Raw genomic sequence first — 19,841 nt, forward strand, 5'->3', positions numbered from 1 at the left:
CTACCGTGCCTCCTGGTCGCTGTCCGGGACCCGTGCGGCCGGCATCGACGGTCGCTCCGTCCGCCGCCGGCCCGTCCCGTACTGCCGGGCCAGCCGTTCGTTGTGGCCGCGCAGCGCGGTGTGCAGCCCGTCCCACAGCGTGCCGTCGGTCCGATCACGCGGATCGGGGTCGATCAGCACCACGCCGATCACCGGAATGCGCTGGTCCGCGAGTTGCCGCGCCACGGTGTGCAGCCATGCGACGCTGCCGTGCCCGGCACGCACGACGAGCACGGTCTGGCTACCGAGGTACTGGAGGTCGGTCCACGCCGTGCCGGGCGCGACCGAGCCGACGCCGAGTCGGCGCACCGGATGCGGCAAGGCCGCGGCCTGCTCGCCGCTGACCACGGTCGGGCCTCCTGGCTCCTGGCGGCTGTTGGCGAGGTCCGGGCCGGGCAGACCGTCGACGATCACCACTGGACCGTCCGGTGCCAGTGCCGCGGCGAGGTCCAGGGCGATCGTGCTCGTGCTGCGCGCACAGCCCAGTTCCAGCAGCGACACCGGTTCCGCGGAGCCGCGCACGGTGCGGGCCAGGGTCGCGGTGAGTCTTGTCCGTGCCGCCCGGGTCCTTCGGCGCTGCCACGGCCCGGCCGGCCGGCGGGGCGCGCGGCGCAACTCCGCGATGACCGAGGCGCCCAGGTTCGCCGCGATCTCCCGGCGCAGCACGGGGCGGTCCGCCACCACCGTGCCGACCGCGGCCACCGCGAGCCCGAGGACGAGCCCGAGGACGAACCCGATGGCGGCGTTGGTGACAGCGGCCTTGGGCAGGGAGTGCGGCATCGCGCGCGGGGCGTCCACGATCTGCGTGCCGGCGACGAGTTTGGGCGTGCCGGTGCGTGCTTCGGCGGCGCGTTGGTCGAAATCGGCGATCCGTGAATTGAGCTCGGCCCGGCGGGCGAAGAGCGACTCGATGCTCGCCGACGCTTTCGGGTCGCTTCCCGGGGACCGGTCCCCGATCGCCTTGTTGACCTGGGCGAGCTCGGTGCGCATGCGGTCACGCTGGTCGAGCAGGGCCTTGGCCTCGGCCTTCGCGGCCTCCTGCATCCGGCTCACATGGTCCGCGACGAACGCGTCGGCCAGCGCCTTGGCCCGGGCCACCGCTTCCGCGTCGCTGTCGCCTGTCACGGTGATCTGCAGCAGGTTGTTGGTCAAGCCGGTGCCCCGGTAGTCGCGCATGAAGTCTTCCGGGCGTTCCGGGGACTTGAGGGACTGCAGGGCCGTGTCGGCGATCCGCGTGGTCTGCAGGAGCGCGACGTCGGTGCGGATCAGTGTTCCGGGGTCGTTCGGCTGGTCCTCCTGATGCGTGACCAGCACCTTGGTCACCGCGGTCGGAGGCGGCGGCAGCAGGACCGCCACCGCCGCGCCGAGCAGTAGCCCCAGCAGCGCTACGGTGCACCAGAGGCGGCGGCGCCTGCGCACCGCCACCACGAGCGCCTGCAGGTCAAGGAGCGGAGTGGTGGCCGACGACTCCGAAGTGTTGCTCGTCGTCACACAGAACCTCCCCCAGCGTGGCCGCGAACCGCGAGCGCCGGAGTGGCGCTGTCCGGAGGATGGCCGGCACTCCGCGTCGGGCGGGCCCGGACGGTGCCGGCGACGACGGTGCCGACGACCTCGTGCCGTGCGTCCGCACATGCCTCGGCGATGCCGGCGAGCTCCTCCGCGGTCCAGCTGCCCGCGCTGAGCACGACCAGGGCGCCGGACTCGGTGTCGCGGTCCGGCAACATCGGCTGGGACACCGAAACTCCCACCAGCCGCAGCAGCGGACCGCTCTTGGCCTCGGCGACGAGCTGCTCGGCGGCCCGGTGGGCGATCTCGTCGCCGTCCGGTACGACGACCAGCAGCCGCCGGGGGGCGGGCAGTTGGTCCCGCAGCCGTTCGCACACCCGTCGGTAGCGGATCCGTCTGCCGGCCTCGTCGCCGGAGGTCCGCGGGGTCGGCAGGTCCCACCGGCTGTCGACGCCCAGCAGCCGACGGATCCAGGCCCGCGCGCCACCGCCCTGGGCTCGGCCGGGGTGCCGTTCACCAGGTACGTCGACGGTGCCGAGGAGTGCCGAGCCCAGGGCCGCGGCGATCTCCGGTTCCGTGCGCAGCCGGCGATTCATCCGTGCGGCGGCGAGATGGCCGACGACCGTGAGCAGGAAGAACAGCAGCGCCCCGGCGACGACGAGCTGCGTCCTCGTCGGTGGTGCCTCGCCGGTCGGCCGGGCGGCCGGCCCCATCACGACCATGCCGGCCTTGTTGGTCGCGGGGTTGGCCTGGTCCAGCTTCTTCATGGCCTCCTGCAGCGCGGTGCGCAGCTTCTCCAGTTCGGTGCGGGCTTGCACGCCCTCCACGGTCTGCCCCGGATCCGCCGCATTGGCCAGCTCGGTGATGCGGCGGTTGGTCTGCTCCACCTTCTGCCGCAGCGCCTCGGGTCCCGTGGCCGCGTCGGGGTCGGAGTTGTCGCCCGCGATCCGCGCGGCGAACGTGAGGAACTGCTGGGCCACTTGGTCGGCTAGCCGCTGGGCGCGCTCCGGGGTGTCGGCCGTACCCGAGATCTTGATGATGTTCCCGTCGGCGGCCTTGGCGCTCACCCGATGCCGCAGCTCGCCGCCGCTGACGCCCTTCCAGCCGAGTGTGGCGGCCGCGCGGTCGACCACCGCCGAACTGGCCGCGATCTCCGCCTGAGTGAGCAGTTCGCGCTCCTCCCACTGCCCCGGCAGCAGTACCGATGCCGATGTCGTGTACCGCGGGGGGAACAGCATCGAGGTGCCGTAGCCGACGAGCGCGCCCACCACGGTGAGGACGGTGAGAAGCCGCCAGCGCCGGCGGAGCATCCGCCCGACCGTGACCAGGCGTATCGTGTCATCGCTCAACGGCGCGGCCTCCTGCCTGTACGGACGGGGTCGCCCGCCGACATCGGAGAGCGGTCACGGCAGGCAACGGCGTAGGCCGCGAGCAGCGACGCCTGCGAGTTCCGCCAGGAGAGCTGCCCGCTGATCCGCTCCTGGCCGATCTTGCCCATCCGGGCCCGCTTCTCCGGATCGTCAAGGAGCAGCGCGATGAACTTGGCGAATTCGGCCTCGTCGTTGGCGCGTGCGTAGAGGGCGGCGTCACCGGCGGAGACTCGCGCCTCCCGGAGGTCGAACGAGACGATCGGTCGGCCCATCGCCATGTACTCCAGGACCTTGTTCATGGTCGACACGTCGTTGAGCGGGTTACGCGGGTCGGGGGAGAGGCAGACGTCCGCGGTGGACAGGTAGCGCACCAGGTCGGCATCCGGGATGCGCCCGGTGAACTGGACCTGCTCACTGAGCCCGAGCCGCCGGGACAGCTCCACCATCGCGTCGAAGGCGTCACCGGAGCCGACGAACACCGCGTGCCAGTCGGTCCGCCCGAGCTCGTCGCGCAGCTTCGCGAGGGCCCGCAAGGCGTAGTCGACGCCGTCCTGAGGGCCCATGACGCCGAGGTAGCACAGCAGATGAGGCTTGCCGCGCATCAACTCCGGCTCGGCCGGTACGGGTTGGAACCGGTCGATCTGGGGCGCGCTGCGCACCACGAAGACGTCCTCCGGCCGCCGGCCGCCACGGCGCACCGCGACGTCCCGGTAGCTCTCGTTCGTGGCGAGCACGACGTCCGCGGCCCGGTAGGTCAGCCGTTCCAGCGCGCACACGGCGCGGTAGAGCAGGTCCTCGCCGCGGTCGAACCGGGAGAGGTACAGCTCGGGCACCAGGTCGTGCTGGTCGAAGACGAACCGCGCGCCGCGCCGCTTCAGCAACAGTGCGGGCAGGAACAGCAGGTCGGGCGGGTTGCAGGCGTGGACCACGTCGACCGGGCCGACCTTGCGGGCCAGCCGGGCCGTATGCCACAACGCCGATCCGTACTCCCGCAGGTAGCCGGCCGGCCCTCCGGTGGCCGCGCGCAACGGGTAGCGGTGGATCCGCACCCCGTCGATCTCCGCCTCGGCCTCCGTGTCCCGCTTGGTCCCCCGGGGGCAGATGACGTGCACCTTCCAGCCCGCGTCGCGCAGCGTCGTGCACTCCTGCCACACCCGCCGGTCGAACGGCACCGACAGGTTCTCCACCAGGATCAGCGCGCGCCGGTCCGGCCGGCCGCCGCTGGCTGTGCCATCGAACGATGTGTCACCAAGCAAGGCCCACGTACCCCGGTTCGGTCCGGCGCGCCTCGGCGTCGGGAAGGTGGATGAGGTCGACGATCACCGGTCCGTCACCGTGGGGCAGCGCCGCCAGCACGGCCGGATCCCTGGTTCCGACCAGGCACACCTCGGCGTGTTCGAGCACCTCGTCGACGGAGTCCGCGAGCAGCTGCGCGAGGTGCGGCAGCCGGCTCTCGATGTACTCGCGATTCGCGCCGATCAGCCGGGAGAGGCTCACGTTGGCGTCGTGGATCCGCAGGTCGTACCCCTTGCCGAAGAGCCTCTCCGCCAGCTCGACGAGCGGGCTCTCGCGGAGGTCGTCGGTGCCGGGTTTGAAGGACAGCCCGAACAGGCCCACCCGGCGCTTGCCGGTGCGCTCGACCAGCTCCACCGCGCGCTGCAGATGGTCGGAGTTGGAGGGCAGCACGTGGGCGAGGATGGGCACCGAGACGTCGGCCCGCCGCGCCGCGTGGACCAGGCTGCGCAGGTCCTTGGGCAGGCAGGAGCCCCCGAAGGCGAAGCCGGGCCGCAGATAGGCGGGGCTGATGTTCAGCTTGCGGTCGGCCAGGAACACGTCCATCACCTGGTGCGAGTCCACCCCGAGCGCCTGGCACACCGCACCCAGCTCGTTCGCGAAGCCGATCTTGAGGCCGTGGAACGCGTTGTCCGCGTATTTGATCGCCTCGGCCGTCGGGACCGGCACCCGGAACACCTCGCCGGGCAGGCCGTCGTACAGCGCCGTCACCGCGTCGCCGCTTGCCGGGTCGAGCTCGCCGATGACGGTCTTGGGCGGGTCGAAGAAGTCCCGCACGCTCGTGCCCTCCCGCAGGAACTCCGGGTTGACCGCAACCCCCACCTCAGCAGCCCAGCCCACCCCGGCCGTGCCGCCGACGTACTTCTCCAGGATCGGCACCAGCAGGTTCAGGCAGGTGCCCGGGAGCATGGTGCTGCGGAACACGACGGTGTGCCGCCCGCCCCGCTCGGCCAGCGCGACGCCGATCTGCTCGGTCACCCGCTCCAAGTACGTCGTGCACAGGCTGCCGTTGGGCTCCGACGGCGTGCCCACGCAGACCAGCGACACCTCGCTTCCCATGATCGCCTCACGGACGTCGACGGTGGCGCGCAGCGCTCCACTGCGTACGACCTCGGCGGTGAGCTCGCCGATCCGCTCCTCGACCACCGGGGCCTTGCCGTCGTTGACCAGGTCGACCTTCACCTGGTTCACGTCCACCCCGATGACCTCGTGCCCCATGCTGGCCAGGCACGCGGCCGACACGCAGCCCACGTAGCCGAGCCCGAAAACGCTGACTCTCATGATCCGTTCCTCCCCCCAGACAAGCCCTGTCGGCCTGCGGTCCGCGCATCGGCCGGACGACGACTCCCGCGCATCAGTAGGCCCCCTGCCCGTAGAGCACCGCACGCAGCGTCTTCCACAAGATCACTGCGTCCAGGGCGAGCGACCAGTCCTCCACGTACCGCAGGTCAAGACGGATCGCCTCCTCCCACGGCAGGTCGCTGCGTCCGCTGATCTGCCACAGGCCGGTGAGCCCGGGCTTGACCAGCAGCCGCCGCCGGATGTCCGGGCCGTACGCGGCGGACTCCTCCGGCAGCGGAGGGCGCGGACCGACGAGCGACATCGATCCGGTGAGCACGTTGAACAGCTGCGGGAGCTCGTCGAGCGAGTACCGGCGCAGCACTGCTCCCACCCGGGTCACCCGCGGATCCCGGCGGAGCTTGAACAGCAGGCCGGCGCCCTCGTTGCGGTCGGCCAGCGCGGCACGTGCCCCGTCAGCCCCGGCGGCCATCGTGCGGAACTTGAGAATGGTGAACTCGCGGCCATCCTTGCCGACTCTGCGCTGGTGGTAGAACGCCCCACCTCGGCTGTCCACCAGCACGAGCAGCCCGACCAGCACCATCAGCGGCGCGAACAGCATCAGCAGGATCGCCGCGCCCATCCGGTCGACGACCTCTTTGACCGCCCGACGGCCCCCGGTGAAGGTCGGCATGCTGACCCGCAGCAGCGGGATCCCGAGCACCGCGTCGACGTGCAGCCGTGGGCCGGCCACCTCCATCAGCACGGGAGCCACGACCATCTCGGCGTCGCTGCCTTCGAGGTTCCAGGCCAGCCGCTGCAGCCGGTCCGGTGACCAGTGCGGGTCCGGTGTGACCGCGACGACACGGTAGCCGTCGCGGCGGACGTGGCCAGCGACGTCCGCCAGCCGGCCGACGACCGGCACTCCCTCCAGTTGATCACCGTCGGGCCCGAGACCGTCCGTCGTGCACACCGCCTCCACCCGCCAGCCGAGGTGCGGGAACTTGCGGGTCCGGGCGATCAGGTCGCGTACGGTGGCCGGGCTCCCGGCAGCGAGCACCGGTCGCAGGCACCGTCCCTCCTTGCGCTGCTTATGCAGCCAGAGTCGCAGCAGATACCGCGCGGTCATGGTGATGAGCGCGATCGCGGGGATTGCGACGAAGATCCAGAGCTTGATGTTGCGCGAGGTGAGCGCGATCCCGCCGAGCGCCAATACGACGGCCGCCGTGAACAGTGAGCGTCCGAGCCGGCGGAATTCCTCGGCGCCCTGGCCGAGCACGGCCGGAGCCCACGCCCGGCTCATCGCAAGCGTTCCCAGCACCAGCAGCTCGGTGCCGAATGTGAGGATTCCCCACTTCTCGTGCCAGTTGGCCGCGTCGCGGGCCCCGAAGAAATTGCCGATCGCTGCCACCACGAAGGCGGTGGTCAGGGTGTCGCTGGTGATCACGGTACGGCGGTACCGCTGCTCCCAGTCGATCATGGGCTGGCTGATCGTCCCGTTCGTCAGACGTCTTCGCGTCGACGGAATCGGGCTGACTAATCCCCCCTGCCGCACAGGACCCCCCAGGTCGCCAGTGGTTCGACGTGTTCGCCCAACACCGCCCCTCCCCCCGGGAGGCCCCCGCCCCCCGCACTGTTTCTCCCCTTGGGAGGTCCGCGCCCCTCGCGCATGACATCCCGGCTATTCAGCGCTACTTGAACACCCCACCCTGGCGACAGCGGATTCGCATGTCCTGCCAGACCCTCGATGTGCGCGGGAACTCGTCGGAACTTAGGGTGCTCCCCGCACCCAAAGCCCTCTGTCGGGCTCCAAGAATTGATCACCCCCATGTCTGGCGCCGGGGACGCGACTGCTGGCTTTCCCCAACGCCGGACCTATAGATCATTATTGGCGCCTCGTACCCGAGCAGCTGAAGCACGGTCAATCTAGAGCATAGGAGCCAGCATGTAGAGGGGATGTGTGTAATTTGTGCTCAGCTTTATTGGAGGGGCGATCGCCCCGGGCAACGAGGCGCACGGCTTGATCTTGCCGGTGTTCGCAGTATGGCCAAAAGCGAGTGCCCGGTTTCTCACAGCGAGCGGGCGGCGCGCACAGCGCGCGGCCCCGCTCCGAGCTCGCGACGGCAGGCCTTGTTGAAGGCCTGGAGGTCGGCGATGCCCACCGCCGCGGCGATGGAAGGGATGGAGAGGGTGGAGGACTGGAGTAAATGGCGGGCGCGCTCCAGCCGACGGCGCCGGAGGTAGGCGATGACGGTGAGGCCTGTCTCCGCCCGGAACAAACGGGTCAGATGCGTGTGGGAGACGCGGGCAGCGCGCGCGATGACGGGCACGGGCAGCGGCTCGGCGAGATGCTCCTCGATATAGGCCTGGGCGGAGGCCACGACGGGATGCCGGCGCCCGGGCTCGTCGGAGCCGGTCAGCAGGGCGGTGTGCCAGAGAACCGTCCACACCTCGGCGGACGCGCGCGCGGCAGACACGGGCAGGGCGGCGATCGCGTGTCTCAACAGGGCGGCCATGAGCGGCCCTTCGGGCCCGGCATCCTGCATCAGGGGTAGGGAGTGCGTGGGGCCGGCGCGGGGGAGACGCAGATGGGCATAGAGGTGTTCAGATCTGCCATGGTAGTGGAAGTGCACCTCGGTGTCCGGCGGGATCAGGCTGACGCATCCGGGCCGGATCGGGTGCACGGTGCCCTCGACGGACAGTCGCCCCACATAGCTGTACAGGTGCAGTTGCCACAGGTCGGGCAACCGGAAGACTTCGTGGGCGGTCGTGGACCCGTGCACGCCCACGCCGGCGTTCACCACCTCAGGCGGCTGATCCAGGCACAAGGACACACTCTCCATGGCGGTGAAAATCTACCAGCGACCGGCGATTACATCCCACGCCTGTGACGGTTTCGCGTCCTAGCTTGGTCGCATGCCAACCACTGAAGAGCTGCTCACCTCGGTTCAGGTGGCACGCTTCGTCGCGCAGGGGTTTCTCCGCCTGGACGCGGTCGTGCCGCAGGAGCTGAACGAAGAGGCCATGGAGACCCTGGCCTCGGGAATACCCGAAGTCCCGTACGGGACGCCGCTGTTCAAGGCGTTCCCCGAAGACACCTTCATCCCGCGCATGCTCGCCCTGCCCGCCGTGGCCGGCGCGGTGGAGAGCCTGGTCGGGCCGGATCCGACGGTCGACCACCACGCGGTGCACGTCCGCCAGCCGGACGAGGGCAACGCGCAGGATCTGCACGCAGACGCGATCATCGACGTCCGCCCGGACGCCTTCGACGTCCAGCTCATGTACTACCCCCACGAGGTGACCGCCGACATGGGCGGAACCCTGAGTGTGCCGGGGAGTCACCTGCGCCGCATCAACGAGACCGACATCGGGCGCGTGCAGAACCTGCGCGGGCAGACCCGGCTGACCTGCCCGGCCGGCACCATCGTTCTCGTACACCACGGAATCTGGCACAGCGGCCGGCGCAACGACACGGCCCAGCAGCGCTACATGTACAAGATCCGCCTCAACCCGACCGTGCCCCAAGTCAGGCTCTGGGACACGTCCGATCTGCACGATCCCGCCGTGACGGCGGAGCTCAGCACTTCCTTCCCGTGGTACGAGTGGGCCACCGGGCGCCTGGAGATCTACAACCGGGCACTGCTGTGGCGCGCGCTGACCGGAGACGACACGTTCGACATCGAGTACTGGATCACTCGTGCCAACAACCGGCCGGCTCTGCGGAGGAACGTATGAAGCAGCAAGTCCTCGTGCTCTACCTCGCCACGTCGGCGCTCGACTCGTACGTCGTCGGATGGTCCCGCTACGACGGCAGCGGCCGGACCCGTCCGACGACCGGGGACAGCGACGAGCCGCCGTACGAAACGGGCCTCGCCGCGCTGGAAGACGGCTGGCGCCTGTTCCAGGCGTCCCAACTGCTTCCGCCCCACCCCGGCCACGAGTACGACACGTCCTTCCTCAAGCACGAGTTCTTCTTCGAGAAGCTGTGACCACGTCCTCGACGCGTCAGTGAGCGTTCGACGTGGTACGGCGCGGTCGCCCGGCCGTGGTGCTCGGGGGCGGCTCGGCGGAGCGGACGTGTTCCTGCAGCCACTGCTGGGTGTTGGTGACGTGCAGGAGCGCGGCCGCGTGGCTGAGGACCGCGTCACGGGTGGACAGGGCCATGAAGATCGCCTTGTGCTCGGCAAGGGTGCGACCCGCGGCCTGGTCGTCGACCAGGCCGCGCCAGATCCGGGCCCGCAGCGTACGGCCCGAGATGCCCTCCAGGAGAGTGAGCAGCGAGTCGTTGCCCGTCGCCGCGACGACGGTGCGGTGGAAGGCCGCGTCATGGGCGTTGAGCTGCTCGACGTCGTCGCGGGCCTCGCGCATGGCGTCCAGGTGGTGCTCGACCTCGGCCAACTGGTCGTCGGTGATCCGGGTGGCGGCCAGGCCGGTCGCGGCCGGTTCGAGGAGCCGGCGGACCTCCATGAGGTCCAGCAGTGCGGCCGAGTCCGTCTGCAGGAGTTCCACGGCGCCGCCCAGCCCCTCGAACAGCAGGCGCGGCTCCAGGCTGGTGACGTAGGTGCCATCGCCCCGCCGGACCTCAAGGATCCGTGCCACGGCGAGCGCCTTGACCGCCTCGCGTGCCAGGTTGCGGGAGAGCCCCAGCTGAGCCGCGAGTTCCTGCTCCGGCGGCAGTTTCGCGCCCGGGAGCAGCGCACCGGTGCGGATCAGTTCACGAATCCGCTCGATCGCCTTGTCGGTCAACGACATCGCGAACTCCCTCGTCCTGGTTCCACCTGCACGCCGGGGCCGATCAGCCCCGGGCGCGCAGGCCGTTCCACAGATCTTCGGGGACACGCCGACGGTGGAGCCGCGCCCCGCGTTCCGCGTGACCTGTTCGCGATTCCGCATGCCCAGGGTGACGTTGATGATACGGGGGTGCAGGCGCTCGCGCCCTGCCGGGAGGCGGTCCAGGATCGCCTTGCCGCGGACCGGGTCAGCCCGCAGGACCTGGGTGTTGCCCGGCCTGGCTCGGGCGGGTCAGTTCTCCAGGCGCCAGTGCTGGTTCGCACCGCCCGTGCAACTCCACAGCTGGACCTTCGTCCCGTTGGCGGTCCCACGGGCGTTGGCGTCCAGGCAGAGCCCCGACTGCACCGCTGTGATCGTGCCGTCGGTGTTGATGTTCCATTGCTGGTCGGCCTGCCCGCCGCAGTCCCAGATCGTCGCCGGGGTGCCGTTGCCCCCTGCCTGGCCGGAGGTGCCCAGGCACTTGTTGCCGTACACGACCAGCTGCTTTCCGGCGGTGCGGGTCCACCGTTGGTTGGAGCCACCGTTGCAGTCCCACAGTTGTGCTTGCGTGCCGTTGGTCGTGGTCGAGTTGTTGATGTCGAGGCAGCGCCCCGACTGCTGACCGACGATCTTCTGGTTGCCGGTGGGCGGTGACGGGTTCGAGCCGAACTGTGTGAAGAACTGCCACACCGCTGCCGACGTCCAGGTGCGCCAGCCGTCACCGGTGGAACCGTCTATGGGGCCGGGGTCGTGGCCCGCTCCGTCGAACGCGGCCCAGACGACGGGGTATCCGGACCTGCATCCGGAGTAGGTGGTGATGATGTGCGTCAGGCTTCCGTAGGCCGGTTCGGGCGGGTTCTGCGGGGTGCAGCCGTTCGCCCGGACGAAGGTGTCGCGCAGTTCCCGTCCCGACGCGATGGGCAGCACGTTGTCCCGCAGGCCGTGCAGACCCATGTAGGCGATGGGCTGAGTACCGCCGTTGCACCCGCTGAGATTCGCGCCGGAGTAGACCGCGACCGCGCGGAAGACCGTTGCCCGGGAGCAGGCGAGGGCGTACGACATCGCGCCGCCGTAGCTGAAGCCGGCGGAGAACAACTGGGTGGTGTCGACGCACAGACCTGATTCGATCTGGCTGACCATGGCGTCGACGAAGGCCACGTCCTGGCCGCCGGGGTTGGCCCAGCCGTTGCCGTTGCCCTGGGGGGCGACGAAGATCGTGCTGTTGTTCGCGCCGTCCGCCAGGCGCCTCAGGCCGTAGTAGGACCAGTTGTACCCGTCCGTTCCGCCCGAGTCGACGTCGTTGGCCGTGCCGCCCCGCCAGTGGAAACCGAAGACCAGCCGGTAGGGATGGTTGCTGTCGTAACCGGCGGGGACCCGCAGGATGTAACTGCGCGTCTGGCCGCCGCTCTGAATCGTGTGGGTGCCACTCGTCAGCGTGGGGGCCTTGCCGCACCCGGCGGTCGCCTGGACGGCGCCGGTGGCCGTGGCCGACGCGGGCGCGCCGAGGCCGCGGCTGAACGAGGTGCCCGCGGCTGACAGGACCAGAAGTAACGCAGCCAGGACGGACATGAAGAGCGGTTTGCGTTTCATACACTCCTTCTTCCGTGGTCGAGGGATGGACAGGGAGCGTCGGTCGCTGAAGGCGGTTCAGACCCCGGTGATGGTCCACTCGTTGTTGGTGCTGGAGTTCGGTGTCCACATCACCGTGGTCGAGCCGACCGTGGTGCTGCCACTGCCGTCCAGGGCGGTTCCGGTGCCCCGATTGACGATCTGGTAGCGGTTGCCGCCGAGGCTGCTGAGCGACCACTGCTGGTTGTTGCCACCGTTCCACACCTCCTGCCGGGCGGGAGCGCCGTTGGCGGAGTTGCCCCAACTGTCGGCGGCCATACCGTTGGTGCGGTTCATGATGCGGTAGTAGCCGTTGCCGAGGGCGATCAGTTGCCACTGCAGGTTGGTGCTTCCGTCGTAGTTCCACTGCTTGAGGTTGGAGCCGGAGGCGACGCTGCCTCCGCTGTCGAGCGCCAGCCCGCTGGTCACATTGGCGATCTTCACCCAGGTTGTCGAGCCGCCCGGCGCGCCCAGGACGGGGATCTCACCGGAGAAGGTGAGCTTGACCGTGTAGGCGAGGGCGCTGAACGGCGGGTTGGACGAGGGCATGGTGAGGTGCAGGCCGTAGGCGTCCTGGGTTGGTGCGGGCAGGTCGATGTAGGTGCCGGCGGTGGTGTTCAGCAGTTTGGCGCCCGTCAGGCTGCTGAGGTTGATCTGGTTCGAGTTCAGCGTCGTGATGGTCATGGTGGCGCCCTGCCAGCCCAGCGCGGTGGCGTAGAGGACCTTGTTGTCCCGGCTGCGGGTGAACCGGACGTCCTGTGGTTTGCCGGCCACCGGTCCGCTGAACGAGCCTCCGCCCATCTTGGTGGGGCCCTCGCCGTAACTGGCCCAGGTGCGGGTGGCATAGACCGCCTCCCCGAAGCGGCCGAGCCAGTCGCCCATGGCGAGCAGGATGGACTGCTGCCCGGAGGGGATGGTGCCGTCCGCCATCGGGGCGATGTTCAGCAGCATGCTGCCGCCCTTGCTGACCCGGTCGATCAGCGAGTGGAGCAGTGCCTGCGTCGAGTAGTAGCCGATGCCCACCGTGTAGCACCAGCTGGAGGAGGAGATGCTGTCGTCGGTCAGCCAGTAGGGCGTGAGCAGCCCTGCCGGGCCGCCGCGCTCGAAGTCGAAGACCTCACCCTTGTTGTCGAGGCCGTCCTTGTAGGTCGCGACCACGTCCTTGTTCCACGAGACCGCCTGGTTGTAGTAGTGCGCGAGGAACTGGAGCCGGTAGGACTCCTGCACCAGGCTGAGGTCGAAGTCCTGCCAGACCAGGTCCGGCTGGTAGCCGTCGATGACCTCGACCAGTTTGTCGTACCAGAGCTTGTTCTCGGTGGCGGAGCCCTGCTGGCCGTAGAGGGCGCGGAGCGCCGGGTCCGACTGGGACGGCACGTGGTCGTAGAAGCCGTTGAAGTGGTAGGCGTGGTGGAGGGAGGCCATGAACTTCAGCCCCTGCCCTCGGATGGACTGCGCCTGCAGTCCCACCAGATCGAGTCTGGGGCCGTGCTGGACCGAGTTCCACGGATTGGAGCGGCTGTTCCACATGGAGTAGCCGTCGTGGTGCTCGGCGACCGGGCCGGCGAACCTGGCGCCCGCGGCTTTGAACAGCCGCGCCCAGGCGTCCGGATCCCACCTGCCGCCCTGGGAGACGAGCTTGGGGGCGAACTGCACGTAGGTGCCCGCCTTGTCGCGGGCGCCGTCGATGAAGTTGTTGTACGGCCATGCCGAGGGGTCGCCGTAGGTGGCGATGTGGTGCTGGTTCTCGGCCGAGCCGCCGATGTACATGTTGCGCGGGTACCACTCGTTCCCGAACGCGGGAACGCTGAAGACGCCCCAGTGGTAGTAGATGCCGAACTTGGCGTCCTGGAACCAGGCCGGGGCCGGGGGGTGCTGGTCCACGGAGGGCCAGTTCGCGGTGTAGCTCCCGGGGCCCTCGGTCGCGGCGGCGCCGGGGGCGAAGCGCAGCAGGCTGAAGGCCGTGGCCGCACCGGCTGCCGACAGCAGTCGGCGTCGGCTGAGCGGCAGGGAAGAGGAGGGCATGTGGAGGCCTCTCGGGGGAATTGACGGAGGTGATGGGGGAGTCGGTGATCGACGGCCGGTCACGGATCAGCTGCGCGCGTTCACTTCTGGATTCCGCCTCGATCGTTCCGCCGCCGGGCTGGTCGACGCGAGCCCGTGGAGCTCGCGCGGCCCAGCCGCGCGAGCGGATGGCTGATCACGTCAGCGGAGGATGAAGTCCTGGTTGGTGCCGGGCGCGTTCTTGCACGGCCACTGGTCCAGTTGCTGGCCCAGGTTGCCGCCGGCGCCGTAGACGTCCAGGCACAGACCGCTGTTCTTGTTCTGGAACTCGTAGGAGCCGTCGGACTGCCGTACAGGCAGCCAAAGGCTGTTGGCCGCCGCACCGGGGGACTGTTGGACGATGTCCGGGATACCTGCCGCCGTGGAGCCGCCGGCGACCGCCACGTCCTGGCCCGAGCTCTGGGCTCGCAGTTCGCCGTAACCGCCCGAGGCCGGCACGAACTGGAACTGCTGGTTGCCCTGCCCGTTGCAGGCCCACTGGTCGATCGCGGCCCCCGCGCTGCCGGAGTTGCCGTAGACGTCCACGCACAAGTTGTCGTTGGCGACCACGAGTTGGTGGTAGCCGTTCGGGAAGCCGCCGCTGGACGAGGCGGGTGTGAGGTAGACGGCGAACGCGTCATGCGAGGCCTGGAACGTGAGCGGCACGGTGATCGAGCCGCCCGAGGCGCTCACGTTCTGGTTGTAGACGATCTGCGGGGCGGCGAGGGGCGCCTGCTCCGGGATGCGGTGGACGGTGACGTTCACGCTGCCCGCGTTCGCCAGCCAGGGTACGGACGACAGCCCGTCGAAGGTCACGGACGCGGCGCCGGTGTACCCGTTGGAGTCGCCGACGATCGCCACCGCGCGCCTGGCGGAGGAGTCCTCGGAGGCCGAGATCGCCGTCGAGCCGACCTGGCCGGAGGTGTCCACGAGGGTGCCGGTCATGTCGGCGTAGTCCCGAAGCGCCCACCAGTTGCCGGTCGGCTGCCAGCTGCCCCCGCTCTGGGTCAGGACTCCGGTCAGGTTAGGGGTGACGCAACACACCCAGTTGCCGCGCATCGCGTTGGTGTACCCGGACTGCGCGAACCGCGCCAGATACCACGCTGTCACCCCGGCGGTCTGCCGGTCGGCCGGCTGGTACTCGTTCGCGGACAGCGGCAACGGACCGATGCCCGCCGTGGTCAGAGCGCTGTTGAGGGACTGCCCGACGGTGACCGGGTCGTCGACATCGCCCTCGTCGTGGTTGGCGATCATGTCCGGCACCGTCCCCGCCGCCTTCACATGCGCGAGCCAGGTCCGCCATTCACCGGGGTTGCTCTGCGGGGTGAACGCCAGTGACGGCCCCACGATCTGCGCACCGGGGGCGATGCGCCGGATCTCCCGGTAGGCGGTGTCCCACATCTGGAAGTACTGGGCGCTGTTCACCCCCCGGGTCCAGAAGACGGAGATGTCCGGCTCGTTCCAGATGTCGTAGGAGAACTTCAGCCCCGAAGCCTGCAGCGCTCCCACCGTGGAGTCGATGAAGCTGATCCAGTTGGAGCAGTCCCCGTTGTCGCACGGGTACTTGGTGTTCGACGGCTGGCCGCCGTTCGCACCGTAGATGTCGCTGACCAGCACCTGGTACTGGGCGTGGTAGGGCGGTTGGGTGAGCCGTTTCGCCTGCGAGATGATCGAGCCGACATCGGCCCGGGTCGCCGAGCCGTACTGGTAGTTGTCCTTGATCCAGCCGCCGGAGAACCATCCGCCGCCGCGGAACGCGTTGATGCCCAGCGGCTGGATGAACTGGTCCACGGGCTGGGTGCCGTCTTCGCTGATGCCGTAGAGGAAGCCCTCCCCGACGCCGGTCGACGGCCCGCGCGTCGACGCCAGGTGCACGCTCAGCGACTCGCCCGAGGCGGCCTGGCTCGCTGCCTTCGCCGGCAGCGGCAGCAAGAGCGCCAGGACGGCGCCGGCTATCAGTGCCAGACGTCCGGGTCCCACTCTCGTCCTCATCCGATCCTCCTGCGGTCCGAGGTCAGCCGAGCGACCATTGCTGGTTGGATCCGCCGTTGCAGGTCCACAGTTGTACGGGGGTGCCGTTGGCGGTGGCGGCGTTGGTGACGTCCAGGCACAGGCCGGACTGGGCGTTGGTGAGGGTGCCGTTGGCGTTGAGGTTCCACTGCTGGTTGCTCTGGCCGTTGCAGGTCCAGGTGATGACCTTGGTGCCGGGGCTGGTGCCCTGGTGCGAGGCGTCCAGGCACAGCCGACTGGTGCCGGAGTACACGGTGAGCTGGTGGGAGGTGGTCTGGGACCAGGCCTGGTTCGCCTGCCCGTGGCAGTCCCAGATCTGCGTCTGCGTCCCCGCTGTGGTGGACGAGCCCGGAACATCCAGACACCGCGCGGGTGCCCCGTTGTTGTTGCAGTTGTCGTACTTCAGATAGTCCACACCCCACGAGGCGAACGACTGCGCGTCCGTGGTCTCGTGCCCCAGGCTGCCCGGATACCCCGCACAGGTCGCGCTGCCCGCGTCCTCGTAGATCCCCAGTTTGAGCCCCAGCGAGTGCACATAGTCCGCGGTGCCCTTGATGCCGTCGGGGAACTTGGCCGGATCCGGCACCAGGTGGCCGCCGGAATCGCGGTTGTGGGTCATCCAACAGTCGTCGATGTTGACGTACGAGTAGCCCGCCGCCTGCATGCCGTTGGTGTGCATCGCCTGCGCGGTGGACTTGATCAGCGACTCGGAGACATTGCAGCCGTACGCGTTCCAGTCGTTGAAGCCCATCTGCGGGGTCAGCGCCAGCCCGTTGTTCAGCGCAGCGGCGGGCTGCGCCATACCGGGGGAGAGGAGCGGGGCGGCCAACGCGAGCAGCGCGACCGAGAAGGTGAGCGCCAGCGTCCTGCGCAAGGACGCAACAGCTGAAGGCTGCATAGGGTCGACTCTCCCTTGGTGTCGTGGGGGTAGGGGCGCCCGAGAGCACTCACAGAGAGCACTGAGACATCCCATGTTCCTTAGTGATTCCATACGTCATTCACGCTGTCAATGCGCACGCCACCGTCAATCGGAAATCAATCCATCCCATGTATATGCCCCGTTCGGTCCGCTGTGAGGGCATGGTGAAATCCGCGTCCGGCGACGGCCGTCATACCGGACGCGGGTGTCCGTCCCGGTCCCGCCGAAGCGATCCGGCGGGACCGGGACGCGCTCTGGCGCCGATCACCTCACCTGAGACTCCAGTGCTGGTTGGCACCGCCGTTGGAGTCCCAGACCTGGACCGGGGCCCCGTTGGCGCTCTGCCCGCCGGGGATCTCCAGCGCCCGGCCGGAAGCGACGTTGGTCAGGGTGTACGAACCGTCGCCGTTCCGACTCGCCCGCCAGTGCTGGTTGGCACCGCCGTTGGCGTCCCAGATCTCCATCCGCGTGCCGTTGCCCGTCTGGCCACCCGGCTCGTCCAGCACCCGCCCGCTGCCGATGTTCGTCCACGTGTAGGAGCCGTCACCGTTCTGACTCGCCCGCCACTGCTGATTCGCAGCACTCCCGTTGGCATCCCAGACCTGCAAAGACGTGCCGTTCGCCGTCTGTCCGGCCGGCACGTCCAGCACCCGCCCCGCAGCCACATCGCTCAGCGCGTACACCCTGCCCGAGACGATGCCCCCGGGGTCCCCCGTACTGCCGCCGAGCGCGGACAGAGCCGCTTCATAGGCCGGCTTCTTGTTGCCGTTGTTGTCGAACAGCAGCGGGTTCTCTCCCGTCCGCCACGAGTCGCTGTCCCTGATTCCCCACGCGGTGATGCCGGTGCAGCGCGCGACGTTCATGCAGGCCCTCACCGTGTTCGCGTACGCCGTCGGCGGTGCCTGGGCGATGTCGAGTTCGGTGATTTGGACGTCGACGCCCAGGGCGGCGAAGTTGGACAGGGTGGTCTGGAAGCTGGCGGGCGGCCCGCCGGTGCCGAAGTGGCTCTGGAACCCGACACAGTCGATCGGTACGCCACGGGACTTGAAGTCCCTGACCATGCTGTAGACGCCCTGGGTCTTGGCGTCGGTCCAGTTCTCGATGTTGTAGTCGTTGTAGCAGAGCTTGGCCGAGGAGTCGGCCGCCCGGGCGGTGCGGAACGCCTCCTCGATGAAGCCGTTGCCGAGCACGTTCTGGAACACCGAGCTGCGGTGCTGGCCGCTGCCGCCGTCGGCGAACGCCTCGTTGACCACGTCCCAGGCGTAGATCTTGCCCTTGTAGTGGGTCATCTCGGTGGTGATGTGGTTGTTCATCACGTTGCGCAGCGTGTTCGCGTCTCCGATGGAGCCGACCCAGCCGGGCAGTTGGGAGTGCCATACCAGGGTGTGGCCGCGCATCCGCTGTCCGTGCGCGGATGCGTGGCCGACGATCTGGTCGGCCGGGCCGAAGTTGAAGTTGCCGCGGGACGGTTCGGTGGTGTCCCACTTCATCTCGTTCTCCGGGGTGATCATGTTGAACTCCCGGTCGAGAATCGTGGAATACGTCGAGTCGCCCAGCTTCCCGGCAGCCACGGCCGTGCCGAAATAGCGGCCGCTGTCGGCCGCGGCCGCGCCCAGCGTGCCGGAGGCCGCGTGTGCGGGGCTCGCCGGGCCGGTCAGGGCCAGTACGGTGCCGGCCACCAAACCGGTGGCCAGGGTCAGGGCCTTGCGGAGACGGGGCTCCTCGTTGGGCCAGGACATGGGGGATCGTTCTCCTTGTGTGTGTGGGGGGGGAGAGACACCGATCACGAGGCGGTGCCGCTGTGGAGTCGTGTCACGGAACTGACCGGCAGGGTGGTCCACTGCTGGTTGGCGCCGCCGTTGCAGTCCCACAGGACCAGTTGCGTACCGTCGGTGGTGGAAGCACCGGGGTCGTCGAGGCAGCGGCCGGAGGCCGGATTGCGGTAACCACCGTTGTACGCCTGCCACTGCTGGTTGGTGCCGCCGTGGCAGTCCCAGATCTCGATCGGGGTGCCGTTGGCGGTACCGAAACCGGTGGCGTCGAGGCACTTCCCGAGCGCCCGCAGGGTGCCGTCGGAGCGCGCGGACCACGCCTGCGCGCTGGAGCCGTTGCATGACCAGATCTCCGCGGCGGTCCCGTTGGCGCTGCTGCCGCCCTTGACATCCAGGCACTTCCCCGCGACGCCGGAGCGCACCTGCCCGCCCACGGAAACCGGCGGCTTGATCCAGCCTGCCGCGTCCGCGGCCTGGACCCCGGCGTTGAAGGCGTCAGCCATCTTGCCGTAGCCGGTGTCGTTGGGGTGCAGTGCGTCGGCCAGATCCGCGCTGGTCAGAGCACTCATGTCCACCAGGCGTACATGCTTGCCGGCTGCCTGCTCGGCCTGGACGATTCCGGGTAGCTTGGCGTTGAACGCGGGCCGGGTGGCTTCCTCGGTTCCGCTGGTGGAGATGATCAGGGTGCCGACCAGAACGGTCGCGTCGGGCGCGTCGCTGGTGATCCGGTCGATGAGCGCGCGGAGCCGGTCGGCCGCGGCCGGGGCCGTGGAGCCGCCGTTCAGATCGTTGGTGCCGATCTCCAGGGTGACTACATTCGGCCGGTATCGGGCCAGCATGGAGTCTGCGATGCCCGCTATCTGGTCGATACGCCAGCCGGAGTGGCCTTCGTTGTCCGGGTCGGACATGGTGCCGTTGCGGCCCGAGCCGACGAAGTCCAGTGCGTGCCCCTCGGCCGCCAGCCGGTTCCACAGGAAGCTCCGGTAGCCGTTCCCGGACGCGCTGCCGACGCCCCAGGTGATCGAGTCGCCCAACGGCATCAGCCGCAGGGCGGCGGGCGCGGCGGCGGCCCCGGCGGCGGACGGTGCCTCGCCGCCGGTGGCGGCCGTCGCGGGCAACGCGCCGCTCAGGCCGAGTGCGGCCGTCAGCGCCGCGGCCAAGGGTGCCCAGTACTTCTTCATCGGTGTTCCTCACTGGTGGGGGACAGTGGTGTGGTGAAAGAACCGCCGGACCGTG

At 69.3% G+C, this 19,841-nt stretch carries 15 protein-coding genes; 2 read left to right on the forward strand and 13 right to left on the reverse strand.

What is annotated here, in order from left to right; all coding sequences use genetic code 11:
• The 6 genes from AB0G17_RS01125 to AB0G17_RS01150 all read right to left on the reverse strand — a co-directional run bounded on the left by AB0G17_RS01125 (window position 1) and on the right by AB0G17_RS01150 (window position 8,329).
• Entirely contained in the window at window positions 1-1,530 is a 1,530-nt protein-coding gene (locus AB0G17_RS01125) for a Wzz/FepE/Etk N-terminal domain-containing protein (RefSeq protein ID WP_361374166.1), read from the reverse strand.
• On the reverse strand, window positions 1,527-2,894 hold the full coding sequence (locus AB0G17_RS01130; RefSeq protein ID WP_361374168.1) for a Wzz/FepE/Etk N-terminal domain-containing protein: 1,368 nt from the start codon (window positions 2,892-2,894) through the stop codon (window positions 1,527-1,529). The genes AB0G17_RS01125 and AB0G17_RS01130 overlap by 4 nt, the downstream gene beginning before the upstream one ends.
• Window positions 2,891-4,171, reverse strand: coding sequence for a glycosyltransferase family 4 protein (locus AB0G17_RS01135; RefSeq protein WP_361374170.1), 1,281 nt, complete (start codon window positions 4,169-4,171; stop codon window positions 2,891-2,893). Before AB0G17_RS01135 ends, AB0G17_RS01130 begins: the two co-directional genes overlap by 4 nt.
• The gene (locus tag AB0G17_RS01140; RefSeq protein ID WP_361374172.1) at window positions 4,161-5,489 is read right to left on the reverse strand and encodes a nucleotide sugar dehydrogenase; all 1,329 of its coding nucleotides are present in this window, start codon (window positions 5,487-5,489) and stop codon (window positions 4,161-4,163) included. Before AB0G17_RS01140 ends, AB0G17_RS01135 begins: the two co-directional genes overlap by 11 nt.
• A gap of 73 nt (window positions 5,490-5,562) precedes the next feature.
• A complete protein-coding gene (locus AB0G17_RS01145; RefSeq protein ID WP_361374174.1) occupies window positions 5,563-7,041 on the reverse strand; it encodes a sugar transferase in 1,479 nt (492 codons plus the stop codon).
• 514 nt (window positions 7,042-7,555) lie between these two features.
• A complete protein-coding gene (locus tag AB0G17_RS01150; protein ID WP_361374176.1) occupies window positions 7,556-8,329 on the reverse strand; it encodes an AraC family transcriptional regulator in 774 nt (257 codons plus the stop codon).
• Window positions 8,330-8,402: 73 nt separating this feature from the next.
• On the opposite strand from AB0G17_RS01150, the gene AB0G17_RS01155 reads away from it, so the two are divergent.
• Both AB0G17_RS01155 and AB0G17_RS01160 read left to right on the forward strand, forming a co-directional pair.
• Window positions 8,403-9,221, forward strand: coding sequence for a phytanoyl-CoA dioxygenase family protein (locus AB0G17_RS01155; protein WP_361374178.1), 819 nt, complete (start codon window positions 8,403-8,405; stop codon window positions 9,219-9,221).
• Window positions 9,218-9,475 carry a hypothetical protein gene (locus AB0G17_RS01160; protein WP_361374180.1) on the forward strand — a complete coding sequence of 86 codons (258 nt, stop codon included), beginning with the start codon at window positions 9,218-9,220 and terminating at the stop codon, window positions 9,473-9,475. Before AB0G17_RS01155 ends, AB0G17_RS01160 begins: the two co-directional genes overlap by 4 nt.
• Window positions 9,476-9,491: 16 nt before the next feature.
• On the opposite strand, the gene AB0G17_RS01165 is transcribed toward AB0G17_RS01160, so the two are convergent.
• The 7 genes from AB0G17_RS01165 to AB0G17_RS01195 form a co-directional block, all read right to left on the reverse strand.
• Complete coding sequence (locus AB0G17_RS01165; RefSeq protein WP_361374182.1) at window positions 9,492-10,238, reverse strand: FadR/GntR family transcriptional regulator; 747 nt, start codon at window positions 10,236-10,238, stop codon at window positions 9,492-9,494.
• A 270-nt stretch (window positions 10,239-10,508) separates the two neighbouring features.
• Entirely contained in the window at window positions 10,509-11,825 is a 1,317-nt protein-coding gene (locus AB0G17_RS01170; protein ID WP_361374569.1) for a ricin-type beta-trefoil lectin domain protein, read from the reverse strand.
• Between the two features lie 78 nt (window positions 11,826-11,903).
• Window positions 11,904-13,886: an alpha-L-fucosidase gene (locus AB0G17_RS01175; protein WP_361374184.1), complete on the reverse strand. Its 1,983-nt coding sequence runs from the start codon at window positions 13,884-13,886 to the stop codon at window positions 11,904-11,906.
• 180 nt (window positions 13,887-14,066) lie between these two features.
• Complete coding sequence (locus AB0G17_RS01180; RefSeq protein WP_361374186.1) at window positions 14,067-15,896, reverse strand: RICIN domain-containing protein; 1,830 nt, start codon at window positions 15,894-15,896, stop codon at window positions 14,067-14,069.
• A gap of 22 nt (window positions 15,897-15,918) precedes the next feature.
• Window positions 15,919-16,743: a ricin-type beta-trefoil lectin domain protein gene (locus AB0G17_RS01185; protein ID WP_361374571.1), complete on the reverse strand. Its 825-nt coding sequence runs from the start codon at window positions 16,741-16,743 to the stop codon at window positions 15,919-15,921.
• Window positions 16,744-17,102: 359 nt separating this feature from the next.
• The gene (locus AB0G17_RS01190) at window positions 17,103-18,572 is read right to left on the reverse strand and encodes an endo-1,4-beta-xylanase (protein WP_361374188.1); all 1,470 of its coding nucleotides are present in this window, start codon (window positions 18,570-18,572) and stop codon (window positions 17,103-17,105) included.
• A gap of 44 nt (window positions 18,573-18,616) precedes the next feature.
• Window positions 18,617-19,786, reverse strand: coding sequence for a ricin-type beta-trefoil lectin domain protein (locus AB0G17_RS01195; RefSeq protein WP_361374190.1), 1,170 nt, complete (start codon window positions 19,784-19,786; stop codon window positions 18,617-18,619).
• Between the last annotated feature and the right edge of the window lie 55 nt (window positions 19,787-19,841).

The sequence above is a fragment of the Streptomyces sp. NPDC023838 genome, from assembly GCF_040639555.1.
Taxonomy (GTDB): Bacteria; Actinomycetota; Actinomycetes; order Streptomycetales; family Streptomycetaceae; genus Streptomyces.